Origin of the sequence: Acidovorax sp. ACV02 (assembly GCF_014851475.1) — a bacterium.
GTDB classification, from domain to species: Bacteria; Pseudomonadota; Gammaproteobacteria; order Burkholderiales; family Burkholderiaceae_C; genus Acidovorax; species Acidovorax delafieldii.
Window position 1 is genome coordinate 68,747 of the sequence record NZ_JACUZU010000006.1, and the last position, 24,948, is coordinate 93,694.

Consider the following 24,948-nt stretch of genomic DNA (forward strand, 5'->3'; position numbering starts at 1 on the left):
TGCGGTGAAGGCTGTGCGCGCCAAAGGCGCAAAGCCTCAGTGAAAACCCGCAGAATCATACCGATCGAACCTGCTGGAAACCCACGCGCCGAGACCTCTTATGTTGCAAATGGTGCGTTCCGATTTTCGGAATGCTCCGCGCCTGTGCTTTGGCGCAGCCCTCTGCCAGAGCCCGTACATTGGCGCGCTGCGGGGCGGGTCGCTGTGCTTTCTCCGCAGTGCGTTGGGTGACGCCAAGGGGTTAGGGCGCACCCCGGAGCCGGGCTGCCGAAGAGCATTCGCACGATGCGCGGGCTGATTGCAAGCCGGGTCGGCCACAATGTCCCACCTTCCGCCGATATGAAAAGGGGAGGCCACCTCGTCGTTCACCACCCCGCCGCAAACCGCCATTTCGCCCCCGCCGCCATGGATCCCGTCACCATCTTCATTGTTGCCACGCTGATGATGCTGGCCAACGGGTGGGTGCTGGGCCTGATGCGCAAGAGCTTCCCTGTGGCCTTGCGCAACTGCACCGAAACCTGGCGCATCGCTACGCTGCTGCTGGCCGGCAGTGCCGTGATGTACGCGTCGCGCGACCAGATGCCTCTGGGGCTGGCGTCGCCGCTGGCCAACGGGCTGGTGCTGCTGGGGTGCACGGGTTACTGGCGTGCGCTAAGGCAGTTTTATGGCTTGCCGGATCTGCGCTGGATGTTGGCCCCGGCTGCGGTGGGCATCCTGGGAATACTCTGGTTCGCGGTGCTCCGGCCGGACACGCGCATGCGTGTGTTCATTCTTTCGACCTGCTGCGTGTTCTTGCTGCTGGCAAGCTTTGTGTTGCTGGTGTCGCAGAAATCACCCGATGGTGCGCACAGCCGCCGTGTGATGGCAAGCCTGTTTGCCTTTGTGGTGGGGTTCACAGTGTTTCGGGCGGCTTATTTTTTGGGGCGTGGCATCAGTCCGTCCTTTGACATCACGGGCGATGGGGCCTGGATCAACATGGCCAGCCCCATGATCACCGCATTGCTGCCGGTGGTGGGGACGACGGCCTTTTTGCTCATGTGCTCCGAACGCATTGGCCGCCAGTGGGAGCTGGCAGCCTCCACCGACTACCTCACGGGCCTTCCCAACCGCCGCACGCTGGTCACGGTGGGGGAGCGGCGATTTGCCGAGAGGCCGCAGCAGGCAAGCGGTCTGGCCCTGGCTGTGATCGATATCGATCACTTCAAGGCCATCAACGACTGCCATGGACATGAAGTGGGGGATGTGGCGCTGCGGCATGTGGCCGTGCACCTGCGCACAGCATGCCGAGGCAGCGATCTGGCGGCACGCCATGGTGGCGAGGAGTTTGTGGTGCTATGGGAGGGGCTGGACACTACAGCCGCCCTGATGGCCGGTGAGCGCCTGCGTGCACTGGTGGCCGGGGAGCCTCTGAATGCGGGCGGGGTGTTCATCCCCATGACCATTTCCATGGGGGTGGCCGCGGCAAACGCAGGGGACCGGAGTTTTCACGACCTGCTGCGCCGGGCCGACGAGGCGCTCTATGCCGCCAAGGCCGGTGGGCGCAACCGCGTGGAGCAGGCCAAGAACTGAGCCGACACAGCTTAAGCCCGCGACAAGCGGGCTTGTGCTGGCGGCTTCCAATCAGGTCGCCGCTTCCAGCCCCTGCGCAAAATGCGCCTGCATGGCCTTCACCGTGCCCTTGGCATCGCGCCCCACCATCGCAGCCAGGATGGCGCGGTGTTCGCCCAGCGAATCCTCGATGCGCCCCTGCTTGAACAACGAGTTGTGCCGGTTGAGCTTCATAACCTTGCGCAGATCGGCCACCATCTGGCTGCGCCAGCGGTTGTCGGCCATCTCCAGCAAGCACATGTGAAAGCGTTCGTTGACGGCGAAGAATTTTTCGCGATCAGCCACGGCGGCTTCCAGCTCGGCGTGCAGGTCCTGCAGCGTTTTCAACTGCGCCTCGGTGGCGTGTTCGGCCACCACACCGGCGGCGTCGCTCTCGAGCAGGCTGAGCAGGTGGTACACGTCGCGCAGGTCTTTTTCGCTCATCTCCGTCACATAGGCGCCACGGCGCACTTTCATCGTGACCAAGCCTTCAGCGGCCAGCACCTTCAGCGCCTCGCGCAGGGGGGTGCGGCTGATGCCGAATTCCTCGGCAATCTTGAGTTCGTCAATCCAGCTGCCCGGCTCCAGTTCGCGCCGGAAGATGCGCTGGCGCAATTGCTCGGCCACTTCTTCGTAGAGCGCACGGGGAGTGAGGGTGAGGGCAGACATGGAGTGGATTGTAAGCTGGGCGGAATATTTTGAATCAATAATTATGAATGATGTAAACTCGCCACCACACCAGTGCACCTGTGCGGTCACCGCCTGTGCGCTGTGTTGGACGCCCCAACGCCATCTTCGGAGTAGCTTTTGCCATGAGTGACAACCCCACCAACAACGCCCCAGAGTTCGCCGCGTCTTCGCTGGAAGCCTGGGCCAAGGCCGCAGCCAAGTCGGCGCCGGGGGGCGATGTCAGCGCCCTCAACTGGGTCACGCCCGATGGCATCACCGTCAAGCCGCTGTACACCGCCGAAGACACGGCCAGCCTGCCGTACGCCAACACGCTGCCGGGTTTTGAACCCTACCTGCGCGGCCCCCAGGCCACCATGTATGCCGTGCGGCCCTGGACGATCCGCCAGTACGCTGGTTTTTCGACCGCTGAAGAATCCAATGCGTTCTACCGGAAGGCCCTGGCTGCAGGCGGGCAGGGCGTGAGTGTGGCGTTCGACCTGGCCACCCACCGGGGTTACGACAGCGACCACCCCCGCGTGACGGGCGATGTGGGCAAGGCCGGGGTGGCAATCGACTCGGTCGAGGACATGAAGATCCTGTTCGACCAGATCCCGCTGGACAAGGTCAGCGTATCGATGACCATGAACGGCGCGGTGTTGCCCGTGCTGGCGGGCTATGTGGTGGCGGCAGAAGAGCAGGGCGTCTCGCAAGACAAGCTCTCCGGAACCATTCAGAACGACATTCTGAAAGAGTTCATGGTGCGCAACACCTACATCTACCCGCCCAAGCCGTCGATGAAGATCATTGGCGACATCATCGAGTACACGGCCAAGAACATGCCGAAGTTCAACTCGATCTCGATCAGCGGCTACCACATGCAGGAAGCCGGGGCCAACCAGGCACTGGAGCTGGCCTTCACACTGGCCGATGGCAAGGAGTATGTGAAGACTGCCATCGCCAAGGGCATGGACGTGGACGAGTTCGCCGGGCGCCTGTCGTTCTTCTGGGCGATTGGCATGAACTTCTATCTCGAAGTCGCCAAGATGCGCGCCGCGCGCCTGCTGTGGTGCCGCATCATGAAGGCCACGGGCGCCAAGAACCCCAAGAGCCTCATGCTGCGCACGCACTGCCAGACCTCGGGCTGGAGCCTCACCGAGCAGGACCCCTACAACAACGTGGTGCGCACCACCATCGAGGCCATGGCGGCCGTGTTTGGCGGCACGCAGAGCCTGCACACCAACAGCTTTGACGAAGCCATTGCGCTGCCCACCGAGTTCAGCGCCCGCATTGCGCGCAACACGCAGCTCATCATCCAGGAAGAGACCCACATCACCAACGTGATCGACCCCTGGGCTGGCAGCTACATGATGGAAAAGCTGACCCAGGACATGGCCGACGCGGCCTGGAAGATCATCGAAGAGGTCGAGGCGATGGGTGGCATGACCCAGGCCGTGGACAGCGGCTGGGCCAAGCTCAAGATCGAAGCTGCTGCCGCCGAGAAGCAGGCGCGCATCGACAGTGGCAAGGACGTGATCGTGGGCGTCAACAAGTACAAGCTGGCGAAGGAAGACCCGGTCGACATCCTGCAGATCGACAACATGAAGGTGCGCGACGGCCAGATCGCTCGCCTGCAAAAAATCCGTGCAACGCGCGATGCCGCCAAGGTGCAGGCAGCGCTGGATGCGTTGACCGCCGCTGCAGAGAGTGGCGAGGGCAACCTGCTCGATTTGTCCATCCAGGCTGTGCGTCTGCGTGCCACCGTGGGCGAGATCAGCGATGCGCTGGAGAACGTTTTTGGGCGCCACCGCGCCGATACACAAAAGGTGACCGGTGTGTACGCAGCTGCCTATGACTCGGCCGAAGGCTGGGACAAACTCAAGACCGAAATCAACGCCTTTGCCGAAGAACAAGGCCGCCGCCCCCGCGTGATGATCGCCAAACTGGGTCAGGACGGCCACGACCGGGGCGCCAAGGTGGTGGCCACCGCGTTTGCTGACCTGGGCTTTGACGTGGACATGGGCCCGCTATTCCAGACCCCCGAGGAATGCGCTCGCCAGGCCATCGAAAACGACGTGCACGCCGTGGGCGTGAGCACGCTGGCTGCAGGCCACAAGACGCTGGTGCCCGCCATCATTCAGTCGCTCAAGGACCAGGGTGCGGACGACATCATCGTGTTCGTGGGCGGGGTGATCCCGGCGCAGGACTACGACTTCTTGTACGAGTCGGGCGTCAAGGGCGTGTACGGCCCCGGCACGCCGATTCCAGCCAGCGCCAAGGATGTGCTGGAGCAGATTCGCAAGGCGGTGGCGTGACACCTGCGGCGCTTCTTGACGGGGTGGTGCAGGGCACGGCGGCGGTGCAACGCCGCGCCATGTCCAAAGCCATCACGCTGCTCGAATCAACGCGGGTGGACCACCGCGCCCAGGCCGACGAGCTGCTGACCCAGCTGCTCCCGCACACCGGCAAGGCCTTCCGCCTGGGCATCAGCGGCGTGCCCGGCGTGGGCAAGTCCACCTTCATCGAAGCCCTGGGCCTTTACCTGATCGGTCAGGGTCACCGCGTGGCCGTGCTCACCATCGACCCCTCCAGCACCGTCTCGGGCGGCTCCATCCTGGGCGACAAGACGCGCATGGAACACCTGTCGGTGCACGAAAAGGCCTACATCCGCCCCAGCCCGTCGAGCGGCACGCTGGGCGGAGTCGCAGAGAAGACCCGCGAGGCCATGCTGGTCTGCGAGGCCGCAGGCTACGACGTGGTGATCGTCGAAACCGTGGGCGTGGGCCAGAACGAGATCGCGGTGGCGGGCATGACAGACATGTTTGTGCTGATGCAGCTGCCCAACGCGGGCGACGACCTGCAGGCCATCAAGAAGGGCGTGATGGAGATTGCCGACCTGGTGGTCATCAACAAGGCCGACATCGACAAGAACGCCGCCACGCGCGCCGAGGCGCAGATCACCTCCAGCCTGCGCCTGCTCAGCCAACACGGCAACCCCGAGAACGCTCACCACGACGAAACGCTGTGGCACCCGAAAGTAGTGCAAATCAGCGCGCTGCTGGGCCAGGGCGTAGACAGCTTCTGGGCCGCCGTCACGCAGTTCCGCCAGCTGCAATCCGCCAACGGCCGCCTGGCCACGCGGCGCGAGAAGCAGGCGCTGTCCTGGATGTGGGAGCGCATCGACGCGGGCCTCAAGCTCGCGTTTCGCCAGCACCCGCAGGTGCGCGAGCTGCTGCCCCAGATGCAGGCCGATGTGGCCGCGGGGCGCATTGCAGCATCCACTGCAGCACGAAATCTGCTGCTAGCGCAATCCCATCAAGCGCAAGCAGCTATCAAATAAATAGTAGACACCAACCCATTCACCAAAGGACGACCATGCAAGACATCCTGGATCAACTGGAGAAAAAGCGTGCGCTGGCACGCCTGGGCGGCGGGCAAAAGCGCATTGATGCGCAGCACGCCAAGGGCAAGCTCACGGCGCGCGAGCGCATCGAGCTGCTGCTGGACGACGGCACGTTCGAGGAATGGGACATGTTCGTCGAGCACCGCTGCACCGACTTTGGCATGGAGGACAACAAGATCCCCGGCGACGGTGTGGTGACGGGCTACGGCATGATCAACGGCCGCCTGGTGTTTGTTTTCAGCCAGGACTTCACCGTGTTCGGCGGCGCACTCAGCGAGACGCACGCCGAGAAGATCTGCAAGGTGATGGACCAGGCCATGAAGGTCGGCGCGCCTGTCATCGGCCTCAATGACTCGGGCGGTGCCCGCATCCAGGAAGGTGTGGCGTCCCTCGGCGGCTATGCCGACGTGTTCCAGAAGAACGTGCTGGCCAGCGGCGTGATTCCGCAGATCAGCATGATCATGGGCCCCAGCGCCGGTGGCGCCGTGTACTCGCCCGCCATGACGGACTTCATCTTCATGGTCAAGGATTCGAGCTACATGTTCGTCACCGGCCCCGAAGTGGTGAAGACCGTGACGCACGAAGAAGTGACGGCCGAAGAGCTGGGCGGCGCCGTGACGCACACCACCAAGAGCGGTGTGGCCGACATGGCGTTTGAGAACGACGTGGAGGCGCTGATGATGCTGCGCCGCCTGTACAACTACCTGCCGCTCAACAACCGCGAAAAAGCCCCGGTGCGCCCCAGCAACGACCCGGCTGACCGCATGGACCTGAGCCTGGACACCCTGGTGCCCGAGAACCCCAACAAGCCCTACGACATGAAGGAGCTGATCCTCAAGACGGTGGACGATGGGGACTTCTTCGAGCTGCAGCCCGAGTACGCCAAGAACATCCTCATCGGCTTTGCCCGCATGGAAGGCCAGACCGTGGGCATCGTGGCCAACCAGCCGCTGGTGCTGGCGGGCTGCCTGGACATCAAGTCGAGCATCAAGGCCGCGCGTTTTGTGCGCTTTTGCGATGCGTTCAACATCCCCGTGGTCACGTTTGTGGACGTTCCCGGCTTCATGCCCGGCACCAGCCAGGAGTACGGCGGCATCATCAAGCACGGCGCCAAGCTGCTGTACGCGTATGCCGAGTGCACCGTGCCCAAGATCACCGTCATCACCCGAAAGGCCTACGGCGGTGCGTACGACGTGATGAGCTCCAAGCACCTGCGCGGCGACGTGAACCTGGCCTGGCCCAACGCTGAAATTGCGGTGATGGGCGCCAAGGGCGCGGTGGAGATCATCTTCCGCGAGGACAAGAACGACCCCGTGAAGCTGGCTGCGCGCGAGGCCGAATACAAGCAGCGTTTTGCCAACCCGTTTGTGGCCGGTGCTCGCGGCTTTATCGACGACGTGATCCTGCCGCACGAGACACGCAAGCGCATCTGCCGCTCATTGGTGATGCTGCGCGACAAAAAGCTCGAAAACCCGTGGCGCAAGCACGGCAACATCCCACTGTGAGCGGACAAGGAGCATAAGAACATGTTTACGAAAATCCTGATCGCCAACCGTGGCGAAATCGCCTGCCGCGTCATCGCTACTGCCCACAAGATGGGCATCAAGACCGTCGCCGTCTACTCCGACGCCGACAAGGAAGCCCGCCACGTCAAGCTGGCCGACGAGGCCGTGCACATTGGCGCCGCGCCCTCGCGCGAGTCCTACCTCCTGGCCGACAAGATCATTGCGGCCTGCAAGCAGACCGGTGCGCAGGCCGTGCACCCCGGCTATGGCTTCCTCTCCGAGAACGAAGCCTTCGCCAAACGCTGCGAAGACGAAGGCATTGCCTTCATCGGCCCCAAGGCGCATTCGATTGCGGCCATGGGCGACAAGATCGCGTCCAAGAAGCTCGCCAACGAGGCCAAGGTCAACACGATTCCTGGCTACAACGACGCCATCTCGGGTCCCGAGCAGGCGGTGGAGATCGCCAAAGGCATTGGCTACCCCGTGATGATCAAGGCCTCGGCCGGCGGCGGCGGCAAGGGCCTGCGCGTGGCGTTCAACGACAAGGAAGCGTTTGAAGGCTTTGCCAGCTGCCAGAACGAGGCCCGCAACAGCTTTGGCGACGACCGCATCTTCATTGAGAAGTTCGTGCAGGAGCCGCGCCACATTGAGATCCAGGTGCTGGGCGACAGCCACGGCAACGTGATCTACCTGAACGAGCGCGAGTGCTCCATCCAGCGCCGCCATCAGAAGGTGATCGAAGAGGCACCATCGCCCTTCATCAGCGACGCCACCCGCAAGGCCATGGGCGAGCAAGCGGTGCAACTGGCCAAGGCCGTGAAGTACCAGAGCGCGGGCACGGTGGAGTTCGTGGTCGGCAAGGACCAGGACTTCTACTTCCTGGAGATGAACACCCGCCTGCAGGTGGAGCACCCGGTGACGGAATGCATCACCGGCCTGGACCTTGTGGAGCTGATGATCCGCGTGGCCGCAGGCGAGAAGCTGCCTTTGAGCCAAGCCGATGTGAAGCGCGACGGCTGGGCCATTGAGTGCCGCATCAACGCCGAAGACCCGTTCCGCAATTTCCTGCCGTCCACCGGCCGCCTGGTGCGCTTCCAGCCGCCGGAGGAGTCGATGTTCCAGTCCGATACGACCAAAAAATTGGGCGTGCGGGTGGACACGGGCGTGTACGAGGGCGGCGAGATCCCCATGTACTACGACTCGATGATCGCCAAGCTCATCGTGCACGGCACGGACCGCAACGATGCGATTGCCAAGATGCGCGCGGCGCTGAACGGCTTTGTGATTCGCGGTATCAGCAGCAACATCCCGTTCCAGGCCGCGTTGCTGGCGCACCCCAAGTTCGTGACGGGCGACTTCAACACCGGCTTCATCGCCGAGAACTACGGCAAGGGCTTCCACGCCGAAGACGTGCCGCACAGCGACCCGCTGTTCCTGGTGGCGCTGGCCGCGTTCATGAACCGCCGCTACCGTGCACGCGCCTCCGGCATCAGCGGCCAGCTGGCAGGCCACGAGGTGAAGGTGGGCGAGCAGTTTGTGGTGGTCACGCTGGGCGCCGAAGGGCAGAACCAGCACCACGAGGTGACGGTGTCCGACTTTGAAGACAAATCGGGCTCCAGCGCAATCAGCGTGGGCGGTAATAGCTATCAGATCAGTAGCACCGCCACGCTGGGCCAGATCCGCGTGCAGGGCGCATGCAACGGCCAGGGCTTCACGGCCCAGGTGGAACGCGGCGTGGGCAAGAACCCGCTGGCGCTGCGCATTGCGCACAACGGCACGCAGATCGATGCACTGGTGCTGTCGCCGCTGGGCGCGCGGCTGCACAAGCTCATGCCCTTCAAGGCGCCGCCAGATCTGTCCAAGTTCCTGCTCTCGCCCATGCCCGGCCTTCTGGTCGATGTGGCGGTGCAGCCCGGCCAGAAGGTGCAGGCCGGTGAAAAGCTGGCGGTGATCGAAGCCATGAAGATGGAGAACATCCTCTTTGCCGCCCAAGATGGTGTGGTGGGCAAGATCACGGCGGGCAAGGGTGAGTCGCTGGCGGTGGACCAGGTGATCCTGGAATTCCAGTGATCCCAAGGGCCCTACAACCCATCCGGAGGGGCCTTGCGCCCCTTTTTTAGTCTTTTTGGCCGCTAGCGCTAGAAGAATATGCGCTGGTAGCCATCAAATCAGGAGTAATCATGAGCACAACCCCACGCCCCTTCAAGGTCCTGGGCATCCAGCAGGTGGCCATTGGCGGCACCGACAAGCAGCGGATGAAGACGCTGTGGGTGGACATGCTGGGCCTCGAACAGACCGGCACTTTCCAGAGCGAGCGCGAAAACGTCGATGAAGACATCCTGGCCATGGGCAAAGGCGCCTTCAAGGTTGAGGTGGACATCATGCAGCCGCTGGACATCGACAAGAAGCCGGCCGTGCACACCACGCCGCTCAACCACATCGGCCTGTGGATCGATGACTTGCCCAAGGCGGTGGAATGGCTCACGGCCAAAGGCGTGCGTTTTGCGCCCGGCGGCATCCGCAAGGGGGCGGCGGGCTACGACATCACGTTTTTGCACCCCAAGAGCAATGACGAGTTTCCAATTGCGGGCGAAGGCGTGTTGATCGAACTGGTGCAGGCACCGGCGGATGTGATCGCCGCGCTGGGCTGAACCCCAACACCACCGCAGCCCGCTGTCGCCCCCATGGTTTCGCTCCCGCGTACGTTGCTGGCCGGCGCCAAGGTGAGCGCCTTGCTGGTCCTCGCACTGTCAGGGCAGGGCGGTGGGGCTGCAGGTGGCACGGGCGCCTATCCGCTCGACTGGGGCCGGCCGGGGGAAACCCTGCAGTACCGGTCCTGCGGCTGCGCGGACCGCTGCTGGGTGGCGGAAGTGAAACACCAGCGGTCCCGCAAGATGCTGGCCTCCCTGCGTTGTGACTGCGAGCGCCTGTTCGGTCGCGTCGGCAGTCGCGGCGCTGAGGTGGAGCACAGTTCGAGCTGTTCTGCCATCGACGACGCAGACAACAAGCCCCGCGCCATCCGCGAGGCGCTGGAGCAGATGCTGGGACGCTGAACAGCGCGGCGTCCATGACCTGGGGCGTCATGGTCACCGGACCCGGCGGGGGCTACAACGGCGGCACCTTGTCTTTGGTGTCGCCTGCCCATGCAAAAAATCGCTTCTCTGGCCTTGCTGCTCGCGGGTGCCATTCACCTGATTCCCTTGATCGACGTGCTCGGCGCAGAGTACTTGGCCAGACTCTACGGCGTGGCCCCTTCCGATCCGAACACGCTCATCCTGCTGCGGCACCGTGCCGTGCTGTTCGGCATCGTGGGTGGGCTCTGCCTGATGGCGGCGTTCAAGCCCGGCTACCAGTGGTTGGGCTTGCTTGTTGGCGCGGTCAGCACCCTTTCTTTCCTGCTGCTTGCATGGCTCACCGGTGGCTTCAATGCGCATTTGCAGCGCGTGGTGGTGGCTGATGGCCTGGCCCTGGTGTGCCTGATGGCGGGCGCTGGGGCCTTGACCTGGTCTGGCCGGGGTGCAACGAGCGGCTAACTTTCATGAACGTCGGAGCCTCCGAGGTGGCACGGGCTGCAAGATAGAAGCCAAAGCCGCCGGTTGTCAGCGCGTTGCGTAGGCGGTTTTGGTGGTGGTTTCAACGTGCTCTCTAAAGTGGTCAACAGTCGGCTTTTTTGCGGTTCTCGCACAGCGAGATGCCGGCCGTTGAGCACCGGAAAATAGTGGCACCTTTTGTGACCATGTTGAGAGCAGTTGTGCCGAAATCTCCTTCAAAATCATGGTGATAGCAATGCAGAGCGGTGCTCCGGAAGACTCTGGAGTGGCGCCTTGTGTGATCACTGACGCAATGCCTGGTGCTTGCAGCAGCAGGCTCTTGAAAGGACCCCACCCATGGCCAACGCAACCCTCTCCGCCCCGCAGCCCATCCAGGTCCATCGCCCCGTCCCTGCGCCGGTTGTGCAGGGAGAATGGTCGGTGGAGGCCATTCAGGCGCTGCTCGACAAGCCCCTGATGGACTTGCTGTTCGAGGCACAAACCGTGCACCGCCTGCATTGGCCTGCGGGCGACATCGAGCTGGCCACGCTGCTGTCGGTCAAGACCGGCGGCTGCCCAGAAAACTGCGGCTATTGCCCGCAGGCGGCTGAGTTCGACACCGGGGTAAAGGCCGACAAGCTCATGGAGGTGAATGAGGTGGTGCGCGCCGCCCAGGCCGCCAAGGACGCGGGCGCCACGCGCTTTTGCATGGGGGCCGCCTGGCGTGCGCCCAAAGACCGCGACATTGAAAAAGTCAGCGCCCTGATTGGCGCGGTGAAGGGCCTGGGCCTGCAGACCTGCGCCACGCTGGGAATGCTCGAATCGCACCAGGCGCAGGCGCTGAAAGACGCCGGACTGGACTACTACAACCACAACCTGGACACGGCCCCCGAGTACTACACCGACGTGGTCAGCACCCGCGCCTACCAGGACCGGCTGGACACGCTGCAGAATGTGCGCAGCGCAGGCATCAGCGTGTGCTGCGGCGGCATCGTGGGCATGGGCGAAGCGCCCGTGCACCGTGCGGGCCTGATTGCGCAGCTGGCCAACCTGCAGCCGTACCCTGAGTCGGTGCCCATCAACAGCCTGGTGCGCGTGCCTGGAACGCCTTTGGCCGACAGCGAGCCCATCGACCCGTTCGACTTTGTGCGCGTGATTGCCGTGGCCCGCATCACCATGCCCAAGGCGCGCGTGCGCCTGTCGGCGGGGCGCCAGCAACTGGGTGACGCCGTGCAGGCGCTGTGCTTCATGGCCGGGGCCAATTCCATCTTTTATGGCGACAAGCTGCTGGTGACGGGCAACCCCGACGTGGAGGCCGATGTGCAACTGCTGGCCAAGCTGGGGCTGAACGGCCACCGCACAACGACCACCACCCTGGACGGGCACAGCCACAGCGCTTGATGCCCCCGGCGCGGCGGCGTGCTTCTGCAGGAGCCCGCTGCGGCGCCACCGAATGCCGTGCCTCAGTGCTGCGCTACGGTAAGGCGCGGGGCACTGCCATTCAGAGCGGCTCTTCGCGCGAGGTCAGTTCGATGCGCTCCATGGGCAGATCGGCGGCCAGGCGGTCCACCTGGGCCAGCCGTGCAGGCTCGGCATCGGCAAACTGCTGGGCAATGCGCCGGAACTCCTCGGACAGGGTCAGGAAGGCGTCGACCATGTCGGGGTCGAAGTGGCTCCCCCGGCCGTCGCGAATGATCTCTACCGCCTGCTCGTGGGAGTACGCGGGCTTGTAGACGCGTTCGGAAATCAGTGCGTCGTACACGTCGGCCACGGCCATCAGCCGCGCTGACAGTGGAATGGTGTTGCCCACCAGGCCTTCGGGGTAGCCCGAGCCGTCCCATTTCTCCTGGTGGCTGTAGGCGATCTCCTTGGCATACCGGAAAAACGGGTTGTCCTGTGTGGTCCCCGTCTCGGCCGCGATGATGGCGTCGCGCCCCAGCGTGGTGTGCGTCTTCATGATCTCGAACTCTTCCGGCGTGAGCTTGCCGGGCTTGAGCAGGATGCGGTCGGGGATGCCCACCTTGCCGATGTCGTGCAACGGGGCGGACTTGAAGATGGTCTCGATGGCGGCGTCGGTCAGCTCGTCCTTGAAGCGCGGGTGGTTTTGCAGGTGGCGGGCCAGCGCTTCCATGTAGTGCTGCGTGCGCCGGATGTGGTTGCCCGTTTCGTTGTCGCGCGTTTCGGCCAGCGAGGCCATGGCGCGGATCGTGGCGTCCTGCAGCTCGGCCATCGCCCGGGTGCGGTTGGCGACCTCCTGCTCCAGAAAGTGGTTGTGCTGGGCCAGGAAGTCGCGCGCGCGCTTGAGCTGCAGGTGGTTGCGCACCCGGGCCATCACGATGGCCGGGTTGATGGGTTTGGTGATGTAGTCCACCGCACCCAGCTCCAGGCCAATGCTTTCGTCATCGGCCGCGCTCATGGCGGTGAGGAAGATGACAGGGATGTCTTCAGTGTCGGGGTTGAACTGCAGGCGGCGCAGCACCTCGTAGCCATCCATGTCCGGCATCATGATGTCCAGCAGGATCAGGTCGGGCTTGCTGTCGCCCGCCACGATCTGCAGGGCGCGCTCGCCACTGGGCGCAAGCTTGACCTTGTAGTCGGTGCGCAGGAGGTCGCTCATCAGCGAGAGGTTGTCGGGCGTGTCGTCTACGACCAGCACCGTGCATTTGCCGCTGGGTGCGAATGGGCTATTCATGGACCGGGTCCTCCTTGTTGTCATTGTGCGCCTCGGGGGCCTGGCGCAGTATGGCCAGTGCCTCCACAAAGTCGTAGCTGTCCAGCGACCGCTTCATCTGGCCATATGCCGGCCCCAGCAGGGCCTGCAGGGTGGGCGTGGATTGCCTGAAGATTTCGATGGCGTCGGAATCGTCGTCGGACAGCAGTGCTTCAAGCTGCGCCACCAGCGCATGCGCAGCGGAGGCGTCGATCTGCGGGCCAGGCGCAGCGTCCGTGCCCGCAACCTCCTCTGCGGGCAGGGCCTGCTGCAGCGCAGTGACCAGCGCCTGGCAAGCCGCTTCCACGGGCTCCAGCAGTGGCTCTGCCAGCTCGGGCGAGGCCTTCTGGGCGATGGCTTCTTCCGCACGCTGTGCCAGGGCTGCCAGTGCGGTGGCGCCAATGGTGCCGGCCGTGCCTTTGAGCGTGTGCATGGCGCGCTGGGCCTCGTCGTGTAGCCCGGCAGCCAGGGCAGTACGGGTGGCTTGGACCGCCTGCGCTTGCCCCGCCACAAACTTGCGCAGCAGGCCTTCGTAGGCAGGCCGTTTGTCCAGCACACGCCGCAGGCCGGCGGTCACGTCGAGCCCTGGGATGCGGCGCAGTGCGTCATCGGTGGGAAGCGCAGCTGTGGAGTGGGGCGCTGTGTCGGAGTTGGAAGGGGCGCTAGCTGGCTGCCCCTGAAGGTCTCCGCCTTCGCGGTCAGCCTCGTCCGCACCGGTGGATCGGGGTGCAATCCATTGCAGCAGGGCAGCAAACAGTTCGTCCGGGTCGATGGGTTTGGCCAGGTGACCGTTCATGCCCGCTTCCAGGCACAGGTCACGGTCGCGGCTCATGGCGTTGGCCGTCATGGCCAGCACGGGCAGCTGGGCCCAGGACGGGTTCTGGCGCAGGTGCCTGGTGGCGGTCAGGCCGTCCATCACGGGCATTTGCATGTCCATCAGTACCAGGTCGTAGGGGGCTTGGGCGAGCATGTCCAGCGCCACCTGTCCGTTCTGGGCCACATCCACCACCAGGCCAGCGCCGCTCAGCAGCTCGGCGCCCACCTGCTGGTTCAGGTCGTTGTCATCCACCAGCAGCACCCGTGCGCCAGCAATGGCGGAAAGGTGCGCAGCGCGCCGGGGTGTTTGTGTGCCACGCCCGTCGGACGACCGGACCTGCCCGCCCAGCGCCTGCATGGCGGCATCAAAAAGTTGCGAGGGGCTGACGGGTTTGGACAGCATCAGCTGCAGCCCGGCGCGTTCCAGTTCGCTTTGCACATCGTCGCGGCCTGCTGCGGTCACGATGACCGTGAGTGGCGGGTGCTGCAGGCGGGCAAGTGCGCGGTGGGTGTCAAACCCGTCCATGCCGGGCATCTTCCAGTCCACGAATGCGATCTCGCAGGGGCGACCGGCCTGTTCGGCGGCGCGGGCCCGGGTTACCGCCTCCTCGCCGGAAGAGGCCGTGGTGACGGCAAAGCTCATGCGGGCCAGCATCTCGCCCAGGATATGCCGGGCCTGCTCGCTGTCGTCCACCACCAAGACATGCCGCCCGCGCAGGTCGGGGGTGGGCAGCAGGGGGGCATGACTGGGGTTGCCCAGCCCGAGACGGGCGGTAAACCAGAAGGTGCTGCCCACCCCCGGCTGGCTTTGTACTCCCACTTCGCCGCCCATCAAGCCGGCCAGCTTCTTGGAAATGGCCAGCCCCAGCCCGGTGCCACCGTATTTGCGCGTAGTAGATGTGTCGGCCTGTTCGAACGAGCGAAACAGCCGCAACTGCTGCTCAGAGGTCAGGCCGATGCCGGTGTCTTGCACCTCAAAACGCAGCAGGACTCCGGTGTCGTCGCGCGACGTTTCGGTGACGCGCACGATGATTTCGCCCTTGTCGGTGAACTTGACGGCGTTGTTGGCGTAGTTGACCAGGATCTGCCCCAGGCGCAACGGGTCGCCGCGCAGGTCGTCGGGCAGGGCCGGGTCCACATCGAACAGCAGCTCCAGACCCTTGTGCGCGCATTTGTCGCTGACCAGGTTGGCCACGTTGTCCAGCACGCCGCGCAGGTCAAAGTCCACCACCTCCACTTCGAGCTTGCCCGCTTCGATCTTGCTGAAGTCCAGGATGTCGTTGATCAGGCCAAGCAGATGCTGGCCGGAGCGCTGGATCTTTTCGACATAGTCGCGCTGGCGCGGTGTGAGGTCGGTGCCCAGGGCCAGGTGGCTCATGCCGATCACCGCGTTCATGGGGGTGCGGATCTCGTGGCTCATGTTGGCCAGGAAGTCCGACTTCATCTGCGAGGCGTCCTCCGCACGGGCGCGGGCAATCTCCAGCTCGTCCTCATGTTCGCGCAGGGCTGCGTTGACTTTTTGCAGCTCCACGGTGCGCTCGGCCACGCGCGCTTCCAGCACCTCCTCGTTGCGCTTGAGGGCATCGACCAGCTCGTTCTGCGCCGCCATGGCCTGGGCCGTGGCCTTTTCGCGCTGAAGGAACTGCCGCGCCATCGCAAAAGCGAGCAAAAAGGTGAGCAGGGCCTGGAATGCAGTGAGCCCGGTGGTCAGCAAAGTCTGGTGTTTGACCTCGGCGTTGCGCGAGTCGCCCAGCAGGGCCGACACGCGCGACGCACTGAGCGACAGCTCTTGCACCGTTTCACGCAGGCCGTCCAGCTCGGTGCGCAGGCGCCGCATGTTGGTCTGGCTGGAGAGGGCATCCACACTGGCGCCAAAGTAGCTGTCGCCCGCCGCCACAAACCGCTGCAGGGCGGCCAGCGCATTGCTGTAGATGGGCTCGTCCTGCATCAGCGTGCGCGAGGTGCCGCTTTCCAAGGCGCTGAATCGGCTCAGGAACAGGTCATACCGCAGCTCCAGCCGGTCCATGGTGATGCTGGTGGGGTCCAGCTCGAACTGGTGCAGCGCATGGTCCAGCTTTTCATATTCCACATTGAGCTGCAAGAACGACCACAGCGCATTCACATCGCCGCGCCGCATGACGGCCTCCACACTGCGGTACTGGCTGTACTGCACCGCCGCAATAGCGACATAGGCCAACACCAGCCCGGCAATGATGAGCCGCAGGATGTGTTGGCTGCGCAGCATAGATGGGGCGGGAAGCGGGGAGGGCGGCTACCGGATGTGCAGTGCGTTGAGCTGCCAGGCCGCCCGGTTGTAGTACAGCTCGCTGCGCAGCTCGGCCTTGGTATCAAACGGGTACACGATGAACAGCGGGCCTTTTTCGCGGATGGGCATGGGCCGGTTGTTCATCAGGCGCGCCACGATCACGTCATGCCGCGTGGCGTCGTCTGCCGGAATCTCGGTCTTGTAGTCATTCAGGGCCACGGCAGTGATCTTGGTGCCCTTGGCTCCCACCGCCGCCAGCACATCGCGCAGCAGGGGGCCAGTGAACGTGACAGCGCTGGGGTACCAGGGTGTCTGGGTGGAGAAGCTGTGCTGCGGCAGCTTCTCCAGCATCTTCATGTCGAACTGCGCCTGCGGGCCCCGGTTGGTCTGCGTGATGGCGCCGTGGATGGTGAGGATGACAGGGCCGGTGGGTGGCTCCAGCGCCTGCACGTTGCTCGCGGCCAGCAAGGCCGCGCCAATGACCCCTGCGGCCCATGCCTTGGACAACACCCGTTCCAACCCATGACGACGATGAGATTGCATGGACACCCCCTCCTGTTTTGGTAACAGTCTCGCGGATAGATGCCCAAAATGTAAACCGATTTATCGCCGCCAGTCTGACGGACGGTACGCCGGGGTGTCGAGCGCGCGACGGCGGCGGACGGATGGCAGGGTTGCTGCGTCAGGCTGCGGCGGGTGCGCTGGCGGCGGCCATGGTGTCCCAGGCCTTCAGGGCCTCGGCCGTGTACATGAGTGCCGGGCCGCCGCCCATGTAAACGCACACGGCCAGCATCTCTTCCAGCTCTGCGCGGGTGGCACCGAGCTTTTGCAGTGCCTTGACATGAAAACCGATGCACCCGGAGCAGCGCTGGGTGACGCCAATGGCCAGGGCAATCAGCTCCTTGTGCTTGCTGGTCAACGCACCTTCCGCCATCGAGGCCTGCGCAAGCTGCGCAAAGCCCCGCATGGCGTCAGGCTGGGCCTTTCGGAAGGTAGCCAGGCTTTCGTTGATGCCCTGGATCAGGCTGGTGTGGTCGAACGTACTCATGGAATGGTTCCTTGCTGGGGCCTTGAGGGCACCGGACTCTGCGTGTGTCGGCGCCTGTCGGCGGCTTATTTCTTCATGGGACAGGTGTTGATGCCAAGCAGCGTGTAAGCCGGGCAGAAGCGGAACAGGCCGGTGGCCAGTGGCACCACGCCCAGCCATCCCCACCAGCCCACCGTCCCGGTGGCAGCCAGTGCGATCAGGACCAGGCCTGCCAAGACGCGCAGCACACGGTCCACGGTTCCTACGTTGATGTTCATGATGATTTCCTTGCTCTGAGGTTGTGGCCCGGGATGGGCCTGGCTTGCACAAGCGCAGCGAGCGCGTAATGCGCTCGCTGCCCGGTCAGTCGAATGAGGGAGACGCAGGCGCTGCCACGGGCTTGCCCGCCGCCACCCAGGCGTCAAAGCCGCCGGCGATGGACTGCACCTGCAGATAGCCCATGTCGTGCATGGCGCGCGCGGCCAGTGCGGCACGGCCGCTGGTCTTGCAGTACAGCACCACCTTGAGGTCGCGTGCGCTGAGTTCGGGCGTGCTGCTGAGCCGGAACTCCAGCACTCCGCGCGAGGCGTGAATTGCGCCGGGGATATGTCCGGCCTGGTACTCGTCGGCCTCCCGCACATCGATCAGCACGTCGGCGGTTCGGATGGCTTCGTCGGCCTGGTTCGGTGGTACCTCTTGCACCAGGGCCTTGGCAGCGGTGACGAGGTCGTGGGCTGTTTTCATGTGTGCGTTCCTGCGGTGGGTGTGGCGGTACGGATGTGGCAGTTGTGTCACAGCGCGTTGACGGGAATCTTGAGATAGGTCACGCCATTGGCTTCCGCTGGCGGCATTTCCCCTGCGCGGATGTTGACCTGCACCGAGGGCAGGATGAGCACGGGCATCTCCAGCGTCGCGTCGCGCTGGGTGCGCAGCGCCACAAAGGCGTCTTCGGTCACCCCGTCATGCACATGGATGTTCTTGGCACGCTGGTCGGCGACGGTGGTTTGCCAGGCCACGGCGCGCCCTGCGGGTGGGTAGTCGTGGCACATGAACAGGCGGGTTTCATCCGGCAGGCTCAGCAGTTTGCGCACCGACTGGTATAGCGTGTGGGCATTGCCCCCGGGAAAGTCGCAGCGCGCTGTGCCCACGTCGGGCATGAACAGGGTGTCGCCCACAAACACAGCGTCACCGACCTGGTAGGCCATGCAAGCGGGGGTGTGACCAGGCACTGCCAGCGCCTGGGCCTCCAGCTGGCCGATGTGGAAGACCTCGTTGTCGTGCAGCAGCTGGTCGAACTGGCTGCCATCGGGGTGGAATCCGGGCTCCAGATGAAACACCTTCTTGAATACGTCCTGCACCTGGGTGATGGACGCACCAATGGCGATTTTTCCACCCAACTTGTCGCGAAGGTAGTGCGCGGCCGACAGGTGGTCCGCATGGGCGTGGGTTTCCAGAATCCATTGCACCGTCAACCCCTGACTCTGTACGAACGCCACGATCTTGTCGGCTGACCGCGTGCGGGTGCGGCCCGACTTCGGATCGTAGTCGAGCACTGAATCGACCACCGCGCAGTGGCCGCCAGGTTGATCGAACACCACATAGGTCACCGTCCAGGTGGCGTCGTCGAAGAAGGCTTCTATCTGGGGTTTCATCGAAGGGCTCCGTTTTTAATTTCGATGCAGATAGTTTATTGACAAATAGATTGTTAGTCAATAGAATATCAACATCGAATTTGAAAAGGAGCGCGCGACCATGCACGCAGAAGCACAAATGGACCTGGAAACCTTGCGCAGGTCCGCCGACAGCGCTTGTCGCTTGATGAAGGTGTTGTCCAACCCCGACCGCCTGCTGCTGCTATGCCAGCTGACGCAGGGTGAAAAGCGTGTGGGTGAACTGGAAGAGTTGGTGGGCATCTCCCAGCCCACCTTGTCGCAGCAGCTGGGCGTATTGCGCGAGGAGGGCCTCGTCAACACGCGCCGTGACGGCAAAAACATCTATTACGAGATCGCCAGCCCCCAGGCCCTGGCGGTGATGAACGTGCTGTTTGAACAATTTTGTGGCCCCGCCCAGGAGAGCAAGCCATGCTGATCGACTGGACCCATTTCACCCCCTGGGCTGCGCTCGCTGGCGGTGTTTTGCTGGGCCTTGCCTCAGCGCTTTTTGTGCTTCTCAACGGGCGCATCCTGGGCATCAGCGGCATTGTGGGAGGGCTGCTGCGCCCCCGCGCGGGTGACATGGGCTGGCGCCTGGCTTTTGTGCTGGGCATGTTGGTGGCGCCTGGCCTTTACTGGCTGGTGGTCGGCCCCACGCAGCCGCGCATTGATGCGAACTGGGGCATGGTGGTGATCGCCGGCCTGCTGGTGGGTGTCGGCACCCGCTACGGATCGGGCTGCACCAGCGGCCACGGCGTGTGCGGACTCTCGCGCATGTCGCCTCGGTCCTTGGTAGCGACGCTGGCCTTCATGGGGGCAGGGTTCGTCACCGTCTTCCTAATCCGGCACGCGCTGGCCTGACCGCACCCCCATTCATCGGAGCATTGATCGCTATGAAAAATCGTATCTCGGAGTTTGTGGTGGGTCTGATCTTCGGGCTGGGCCTGATCGTCTCGGGCATGACCGACCCGGGCAAGGTGCTGGGTTTTCTGGACCTGGCTGGCTTGTGGGACCCATCGCTGGCGTTTGTGATGGGCGGAGCCATTGCGGTGGGCGTCTTTGCCTTCGCCGTAGCCAAGAAGCGGACCACCAGCTTCCTGGGTGGCGCCATGCACCTGCCCACGTCGCATGATATTGACCGCCGTCTGGTGGTTGGAAGCCTCATCTTTGGTGCGGGCTGGGGCATTGCAGGCTTTTGCCCGGGGCCAGCCATCGTTTCGGCGGGTGCAGGCCAGCCCAAAGCCATCGTGTTTGTGATCGCGATGCTGGCGGGCATGTGGCTGTTTGAACTGGCCGAACGCATGTCCCACCGCGCCCCACCTACCCAGACCGGAGCCCGCTGACATGCCGCTGCAGATCATTGCCCTGACCCCCGACTTTGCTGTGTCGCCGCAGCTGGCCACTACGGACTTTGCTGCTTTGGCCCAGCAGGGCTTCAAGACCATCATCAACAACCGGCCCGACGGGGAGGGCGGTGGCGCACAACCCACCAGCCCTGAAATGGAGCGCGCTGCCACAGTGGCCGGGCTGCACTATGTGTATCTGCCCGTGGTCAGTGGCTCCATCACGCCGGAACAGGTGCAGGCCATGCACAAGGTCCTGATCTCGGCCCCCAAGCCCATGTTGGCGTTTTGCCGTTCAGGCGCCCGGTCTGCACAGTTGTTCGGGCTGGCGCAGGACTTGGACGCCGAAGCGTCCTGAACACCCTGGAACCATAATGAACTTCATCCCCGGCTGGGTTCGCAACTACCAGAAGTCCTGGCTCTCCGGCGACATGGTCGCCGGCGTGATCGTGACGGTGATGCTGATCCCGCAGAGTCTGGCCTACGCACTGTTGGCGGGCTTGCCACCCGAGGTGGGCTTGTACGCCAGCATCCTGCCCATCATTGCCTACGCCATGCTGGGCTCCAGCATGACGCTGGCTGTGGGGCCCGTGGCGGTGGCCTCACTCATGACGGCGAGCGCCCTGCAGCCGCTAGCGGCGGCTGGCTCGCCCGACTACGTGGCGCTGGCCATGCTGCTGTCACTCCTGTCAGGAGGCATGTTGCTGCTATTTGGCGCATTGCGGCTGGGCTTCCTGGCCCATTTTCTGAGCCATCCGGTCATCAGCGGGTTTATCTCCGGCTCGGCAGTGCTCATCGCCGTGGGGCAGGTCAAGCACCTGCTGGGGGTAAGGGCCGGCGGTACCAACCTCTTTGACACCGTGGTGCAGCTCGCGCACGCGGCGCCCGGAACCAACCTGGTCACGCTGGGCATTGGTGCGGGCAGCGTGTTGTTTCTCGTGCTGGCGCGCAAGTCTTTGTCCCCTTGGCTGGTCCGCCTGGGCGCCAGCCCTCGGTTGGCAGACATCGCATCCAAACTGGCGCCGATGCTGGCGGTGATGGTGTCCACTGCCTTGGTGGCCGCCATGCGCTGGGACCAGACGGCAGGGGTCAGCATTGTCGGCACGGTGCCCCAGGGCCTGCCACAGCTTGGGCTGCCGGCAGTTTCTATGGCGTCTGTGGGCTCGCTGTGGCTGCCTGCGCTGCTGATCTCGCTGGTGGGCTTTGTGGAAAGTGTGTCGGTAGCGCAATCGCTGGCGCTCAAGCGGCAGCAGCGCATTCAGCCCAACCGGGAGCTGCTGGGCTTGGGAGCGGCCAATGTCGCCAGTGCGCTGTCGGGCGGTTTCCCCGTCACGGGCGGCTTTGCGCGCTCGGTCGTCAATTTTGCCGCCGGAGCCAACACGCCCCTGGCAGGTGTCATTTCTGCCGTGCTGATGGGTGTGGTGATTGCCGCGCTGACCGGGCTGTTTCACTATCTGCCCCATGCCGTACTGGCGGCCACCATCATCGTGGCGGTGGTGTCCCTGATTGACGTAGAGACACTGCGCGAGGCCTGGCATTACGACAAGGCGGATGCCATGGCCCTGCTGGCCACCGCAGGGGGCGTGATCGCTTTGGGCGTGGAAGTCGGCATCCTGACGGGGGTGGCGTTGTCGCTGGGCACGTTGGTGTGGCGCAGCAGCCATCCGCACATTGCGGTTGTGGGGCGCGTGCCAGGCACGGAGCATTTCCGCAACGTGACCCGTCATACGGTGAACACAGAGCCCGGCCTGATTGCCGTGCGGGTGGATGAAAGCCTGAATTTCGCCAACTCGGATGCCTTGCTGGACCGCGTGGAGGAATTGATAGCCAACCAACCAGACACTCGATGTGTGCTTCTTGTGTGCTCAGCCATCAACCAGATCGACACGACTGCGTTGGGCGTACTTACAGACCTGGAGCGAAGTCTGGCTCAGCGAGGGGCGGCGCTGCTGCTAGCCGAGGTGAAAGGTCCTGTACTCGACCGTTTGCGGGGCACGGCACTCAGCCAGCGGCTGGAGGGACGAATCTTTTTGAGTACTCATGCTGCCTTCGAATACGCAAGGCGGACCGGCAGCATGGTTGCTCGGTATGGCGATCCGGCGGCGGCTATCTAGCCAATGCGTAGCCCGTTGCCCCACGGGTTTTCCCCGGGATTTTTTTGAGCCCCGGACGCAACTTTGCATCTATTCTGAAATACGTCGCAAACCTCTTTTCGTTTGAGGGGGCGCATGCAATCACACCGCATTGCACTTGTTTAACAGTGCCCCAGGAGGAACGAGTATGAAGAGGCGAAGTTTTTTGTCCACATTGGGCACCAGCGCCGCCATCAGCGGAATATCGACCATGTCCCACGCCGCGGTTGCTGCTGATGCTGCTTCTTCGGCTGCAAACATCTCCGCTGCGGTCACGATCGACGGGAGCGCCAAGACATCCCGTATTCGTGTACGCCCCGCCGCACGCGGCGGGAAGTATCTTGGACATGATGCGGCAGATCCCAACAATCTCAGCGCACTGATCGCACTGCAAGATCCCCGCACCTCCAAAATCGTGGCCTACGGCTTCGCACAAGCCCCCACGCCACAAAGTGCTGGGCCAGAACAACTGATGAGCCCTGTCAGCCGAAGCCAGCCTTTCCCCAGTGATGAGCACAGCGTAGAGGTACAGCTCCAGGTCCCCGTTCAATCTCCCTCCCAGTTGCGCTTGCTGGTGTTTGGGCCGTTGAAACATCCTGAACAGGCACGCTTGGTGCAGACAGACATCAACCTACTGCCGGGGGTGGACATTGGCATGGGGCCCGAAACTCCCGAGGGAATGGTTATCGAAATCCCCGGGCTCTGTATCAGCAACGTTAGCGCCCAGTGGCAAACCTCGCAGCTCAACTGCACGGCCGAGATCACGATGATGTGCGGATGTCCCATCCACGACCAGCCAGGTTGGTTCTGGCCAGACACCGATTTTTCTATTCAGTTGGTTACCCACATGCAAAGCGGTGCGCAACATTCCTATCTCATGGCCTACGACAAGACAAAGGGGACTGTCAGCACATTCACGGGCAGCTGGGCTAGCCAGGCCCGCAAAGGCGACCGCATACGGCAAGTTTGGGTATATGCCATCCAGCCAAAGCTGGGGAATCTGGGGAAATTTCGAGTTTTTCCTCCGCTGCCGACCAGCCCTGAGCTGCCTCCGGAGGTGCGGGAGATTGTCAAATCGCGAGGCAAAAAGCTTCGGTCTTGATCTATTGGCGCCGATTGACACCGTACAGGGCGGGGCGGCGATAAGCACTTGGGCGACCTAAATTCAGCCGGGTTGCAGCTCCCAACCACAAATGGCTGGCGTACATCACGGAGTTCCAGATTCCGGCTGGGAAGGTTTGCCTGTCGCCGGTCATTGCTTGTTTTTACGGTGTGGTGGTAAGTTGTACCGCTGCAACGATGCCGGACGCACAACCGGTCAACACAATGCTGGAGGCAGCCATCGAGATACTGGCCGACACCACTGGCCAGCGTGTCGACATGGACGTGGAAACGTAAATTTTTTATTTTACATAATATACATCGTATCTAGTATTGATGATGTCATTCCAACGAAGCGCCAATGCGCCGTCGGCTCCGCATCCTGCCCAAGCCGCTACCATCACCGCCCATGAACCTTCCCACCCAAGCACCTTCTACATCGTCCATCCACTTCGGTCATCAGGGCCGCGTCTGCATCGTCACGGGTGGCGCCCAAGGCATTGGCGAGGCCTGCGTCCGCCGCTTTGCTGCCGAAGGCGCCAAGCCGGTGATCGTCGATGTGGACGATGCGCGTGGCCAGGCGCTGGCGCAGGAGCTGGGCGCGCTGTATGTGCGCTGCGATGTGGGCGATAAATCGCAAGTGGATGCACTGGTGGCCCAGACCCTGGCGGCCCATGGGCACATCGACGTTTTGGTGAACAACGCGGGCATCTTTCGCGCGGCAGACTTTCTGGAGGTAACCGAGGCCGACTTTGACGCGGTGCTGCGGGTCAACCTCAAGGGCTCGTTCCTGGTCGGCCAGGCGGTGGCGCGGGCCATGGTGGTATCGGGAGGCGGTTCGATCGTGAACATGAGCTCGGTCAACGGTGTGCTGACCATTCCCAATATCTCCAGCTACAACGTGAGCAAAGGCGGCGTGAACCAGCTCACGCGGGTGATGGCGCTGGCATTGGCCGACAAGAACATCCGCGTGAACGCGGTGGCGCCGGGCACCATCGCCACCGAGCTGGCCGCCAAGGCCGTGCTGACCAGCGATGAGGCCAAGAACAAGATCATGAGCCGCACGCCTATGAAGCGGCTGGGCGAGCCGTCCGAGATTGCCGATGTGGTGGCCTGGCTGGCCAGCGATGCGGCCAGCTATGTGACCGGCGAGATCGTGACTGTGGACGGTGGGCGCATGACGCTCAACTACACCGTGCCGGTCTGACGC

Annotated in this window: 24 protein-coding genes and 1 pseudogene; 17 read left to right on the forward strand and 8 right to left on the reverse strand. The window is 63.6% G+C overall.

From position 1 onward, the window contains the following. The first annotated feature begins 405 nt into the window (after positions 1 to 405). Positions 406 to 1,569 (forward strand): diguanylate cyclase, encoded by a 1,164-nt coding sequence (locus tag IB236_RS15130; protein WP_099730215.1) that lies wholly within the window; start codon positions 406 to 408, stop codon positions 1,567 to 1,569. A gap of 51 nt (positions 1,570 to 1,620) precedes the next feature. On the opposite strand, the gene IB236_RS15135 is transcribed toward IB236_RS15130, so the two are convergent. Continuing rightward, positions 1,621 to 2,256 carry a GntR family transcriptional regulator gene (locus IB236_RS15135; RefSeq protein WP_099730216.1) on the reverse strand — a complete coding sequence of 212 codons (636 nt, stop codon included), beginning with the start codon at positions 2,254 to 2,256 and terminating at the stop codon, positions 1,621 to 1,623. Between the two features lie 143 nt (positions 2,257 to 2,399). Between IB236_RS15135 and scpA the strand changes: the two genes are divergently transcribed. The 8 genes from scpA to bioB all read left to right on the forward strand — a co-directional run bounded on the left by scpA (position 2,400) and on the right by bioB (position 12,092). Further along, entirely contained in the window at positions 2,400 to 4,568 is a 2,169-nt protein-coding gene (gene scpA, locus IB236_RS15140) for a methylmalonyl-CoA mutase (RefSeq protein ID WP_099730217.1), read from the forward strand. Continuing rightward, entirely contained in the window at positions 4,565 to 5,593 is a 1,029-nt protein-coding gene (gene meaB / locus IB236_RS15145; protein WP_192421355.1) for a methylmalonyl Co-A mutase-associated GTPase MeaB, read from the forward strand. Before scpA ends, meaB begins: the two co-directional genes overlap by 4 nt. A 35-nt stretch (positions 5,594 to 5,628) precedes the next feature. Continuing rightward, entirely contained in the window at positions 5,629 to 7,161 is a 1,533-nt protein-coding gene (locus IB236_RS15150) for an acyl-CoA carboxylase subunit beta (protein ID WP_056062687.1), read from the forward strand. Positions 7,162 to 7,182: 21 nt separating this feature from the next. After that, entirely contained in the window at positions 7,183 to 9,231 is a 2,049-nt protein-coding gene (locus IB236_RS15155) for an acetyl/propionyl/methylcrotonyl-CoA carboxylase subunit alpha (RefSeq protein WP_192421356.1), read from the forward strand. Between the two features lie 110 nt (positions 9,232 to 9,341). Continuing rightward, on the forward strand, positions 9,342 to 9,812 hold the full coding sequence (locus tag IB236_RS15160; RefSeq protein ID WP_056744910.1) for a VOC family protein: 471 nt from the start codon (positions 9,342 to 9,344) through the stop codon (positions 9,810 to 9,812). Positions 9,813 to 9,845: 33 nt separating this feature from the next. After that, positions 9,846 to 10,214, forward strand: a complete 369-nt coding sequence (locus IB236_RS15165) for a hypothetical protein (protein ID WP_192421357.1) — start codon at positions 9,846 to 9,848, stop codon at positions 10,212 to 10,214. A gap of 90 nt (positions 10,215 to 10,304) precedes the next feature. Beyond that, entirely contained in the window at positions 10,305 to 10,694 is a 390-nt protein-coding gene (locus IB236_RS15170) for a phosphopantetheine adenylyltransferase (RefSeq protein ID WP_192421358.1), read from the forward strand. Between the two features lie 354 nt (positions 10,695 to 11,048). Continuing rightward, positions 11,049 to 12,092, forward strand: a complete 1,044-nt coding sequence (gene bioB, locus IB236_RS15175) for a biotin synthase BioB (RefSeq protein ID WP_192421359.1) — start codon at positions 11,049 to 11,051, stop codon at positions 12,090 to 12,092. 100 nt (positions 12,093 to 12,192) lie between these two features. On the opposite strand, the gene IB236_RS15180 is transcribed toward bioB, so the two are convergent. The 7 genes from IB236_RS15180 to IB236_RS15210 form a co-directional block, all read right to left on the reverse strand. Then, positions 12,193 to 13,383 carry a two-component system response regulator gene (locus IB236_RS15180; protein ID WP_056062707.1) on the reverse strand — a complete coding sequence of 397 codons (1,191 nt, stop codon included), beginning with the start codon at positions 13,381 to 13,383 and terminating at the stop codon, positions 12,193 to 12,195. Continuing rightward, complete coding sequence (locus tag IB236_RS15185; RefSeq protein ID WP_192421360.1) at positions 13,376 to 16,462, reverse strand: response regulator; 3,087 nt, start codon at positions 16,460 to 16,462, stop codon at positions 13,376 to 13,378. Before IB236_RS15185 ends, IB236_RS15180 begins: the two co-directional genes overlap by 8 nt. Before the next feature lie 27 nt (positions 16,463 to 16,489). Continuing rightward, positions 16,490 to 17,026, reverse strand: a complete 537-nt coding sequence (locus IB236_RS15190; RefSeq protein WP_099730225.1) for a molybdopterin-dependent oxidoreductase — start codon at positions 17,024 to 17,026, stop codon at positions 16,490 to 16,492. Positions 17,027 to 17,165: 139 nt separating this feature from the next. After that, entirely contained in the window at positions 17,166 to 17,531 is a 366-nt protein-coding gene (locus tag IB236_RS15195; RefSeq protein ID WP_015014125.1) for a carboxymuconolactone decarboxylase family protein, read from the reverse strand. 65 nt (positions 17,532 to 17,596) lie between these two features. Continuing rightward, positions 17,597 to 17,788: a DUF2892 domain-containing protein gene (locus IB236_RS15200; RefSeq protein ID WP_015014124.1), complete on the reverse strand. Its 192-nt coding sequence runs from the start codon at positions 17,786 to 17,788 to the stop codon at positions 17,597 to 17,599. A gap of 85 nt (positions 17,789 to 17,873) precedes the next feature. After that, a complete protein-coding gene (locus tag IB236_RS15205; protein ID WP_099730255.1) occupies positions 17,874 to 18,254 on the reverse strand; it encodes a rhodanese-like domain-containing protein in 381 nt (126 codons plus the stop codon). 47 nt (positions 18,255 to 18,301) lie between these two features. Beyond that, positions 18,302 to 19,162 carry an MBL fold metallo-hydrolase gene (locus tag IB236_RS15210; RefSeq protein WP_099730256.1) on the reverse strand — a complete coding sequence of 287 codons (861 nt, stop codon included), beginning with the start codon at positions 19,160 to 19,162 and terminating at the stop codon, positions 18,302 to 18,304. Between the two features lie 100 nt (positions 19,163 to 19,262). Here IB236_RS15210 and IB236_RS15215 point away from each other — a divergent pair, with 100 nt between their 5' ends. From IB236_RS15215 to IB236_RS15250, 8 genes and pseudogenes are all read left to right on the forward strand, one after another. Next, a complete protein-coding gene (locus IB236_RS15215; RefSeq protein ID WP_056062726.1) occupies positions 19,263 to 19,598 on the forward strand; it encodes a helix-turn-helix transcriptional regulator in 336 nt (111 codons plus the stop codon). Then, positions 19,592 to 20,023 (forward strand): YeeE/YedE family protein, encoded by a 432-nt coding sequence (locus tag IB236_RS15220; RefSeq protein ID WP_056644586.1) that lies wholly within the window; start codon positions 19,592 to 19,594, stop codon positions 20,021 to 20,023. The genes IB236_RS15215 and IB236_RS15220 overlap by 7 nt, the downstream gene beginning before the upstream one ends. A 32-nt stretch (positions 20,024 to 20,055) precedes the next feature. Then, entirely contained in the window at positions 20,056 to 20,505 is a 450-nt protein-coding gene (locus IB236_RS15225) for a YeeE/YedE family protein (protein WP_099730257.1), read from the forward strand. A 1-nt stretch (position 20,506) separates the two neighbouring features. Then, entirely contained in the window at positions 20,507 to 20,863 is a 357-nt protein-coding gene (locus tag IB236_RS15230) for a TIGR01244 family sulfur transferase (protein ID WP_099730258.1), read from the forward strand. A gap of 16 nt (positions 20,864 to 20,879) precedes the next feature. After that, on the forward strand, positions 20,880 to 22,619 hold the full coding sequence (locus IB236_RS15235; RefSeq protein ID WP_192421361.1) for a SulP family inorganic anion transporter: 1,740 nt from the start codon (positions 20,880 to 20,882) through the stop codon (positions 22,617 to 22,619). 229 nt (positions 22,620 to 22,848) lie between these two features. Continuing rightward, positions 22,849 to 23,739, forward strand: coding sequence for a hypothetical protein (locus IB236_RS15240; protein ID WP_192421362.1), 891 nt, complete (start codon positions 22,849 to 22,851; stop codon positions 23,737 to 23,739). A gap of 74 nt (positions 23,740 to 23,813) precedes the next feature. Next, positions 23,814 to 23,996: pseudogene (locus tag IB236_RS15245) on the forward strand (IS3 family transposase); the annotation flags it as partial. 151 nt (positions 23,997 to 24,147) lie between these two features. Beyond that, positions 24,148 to 24,945 (forward strand): SDR family NAD(P)-dependent oxidoreductase, encoded by a 798-nt coding sequence (locus IB236_RS15250; RefSeq protein ID WP_192421363.1) that lies wholly within the window; start codon positions 24,148 to 24,150, stop codon positions 24,943 to 24,945. Positions 24,946 to 24,948 lie beyond the last annotated feature (3 nt).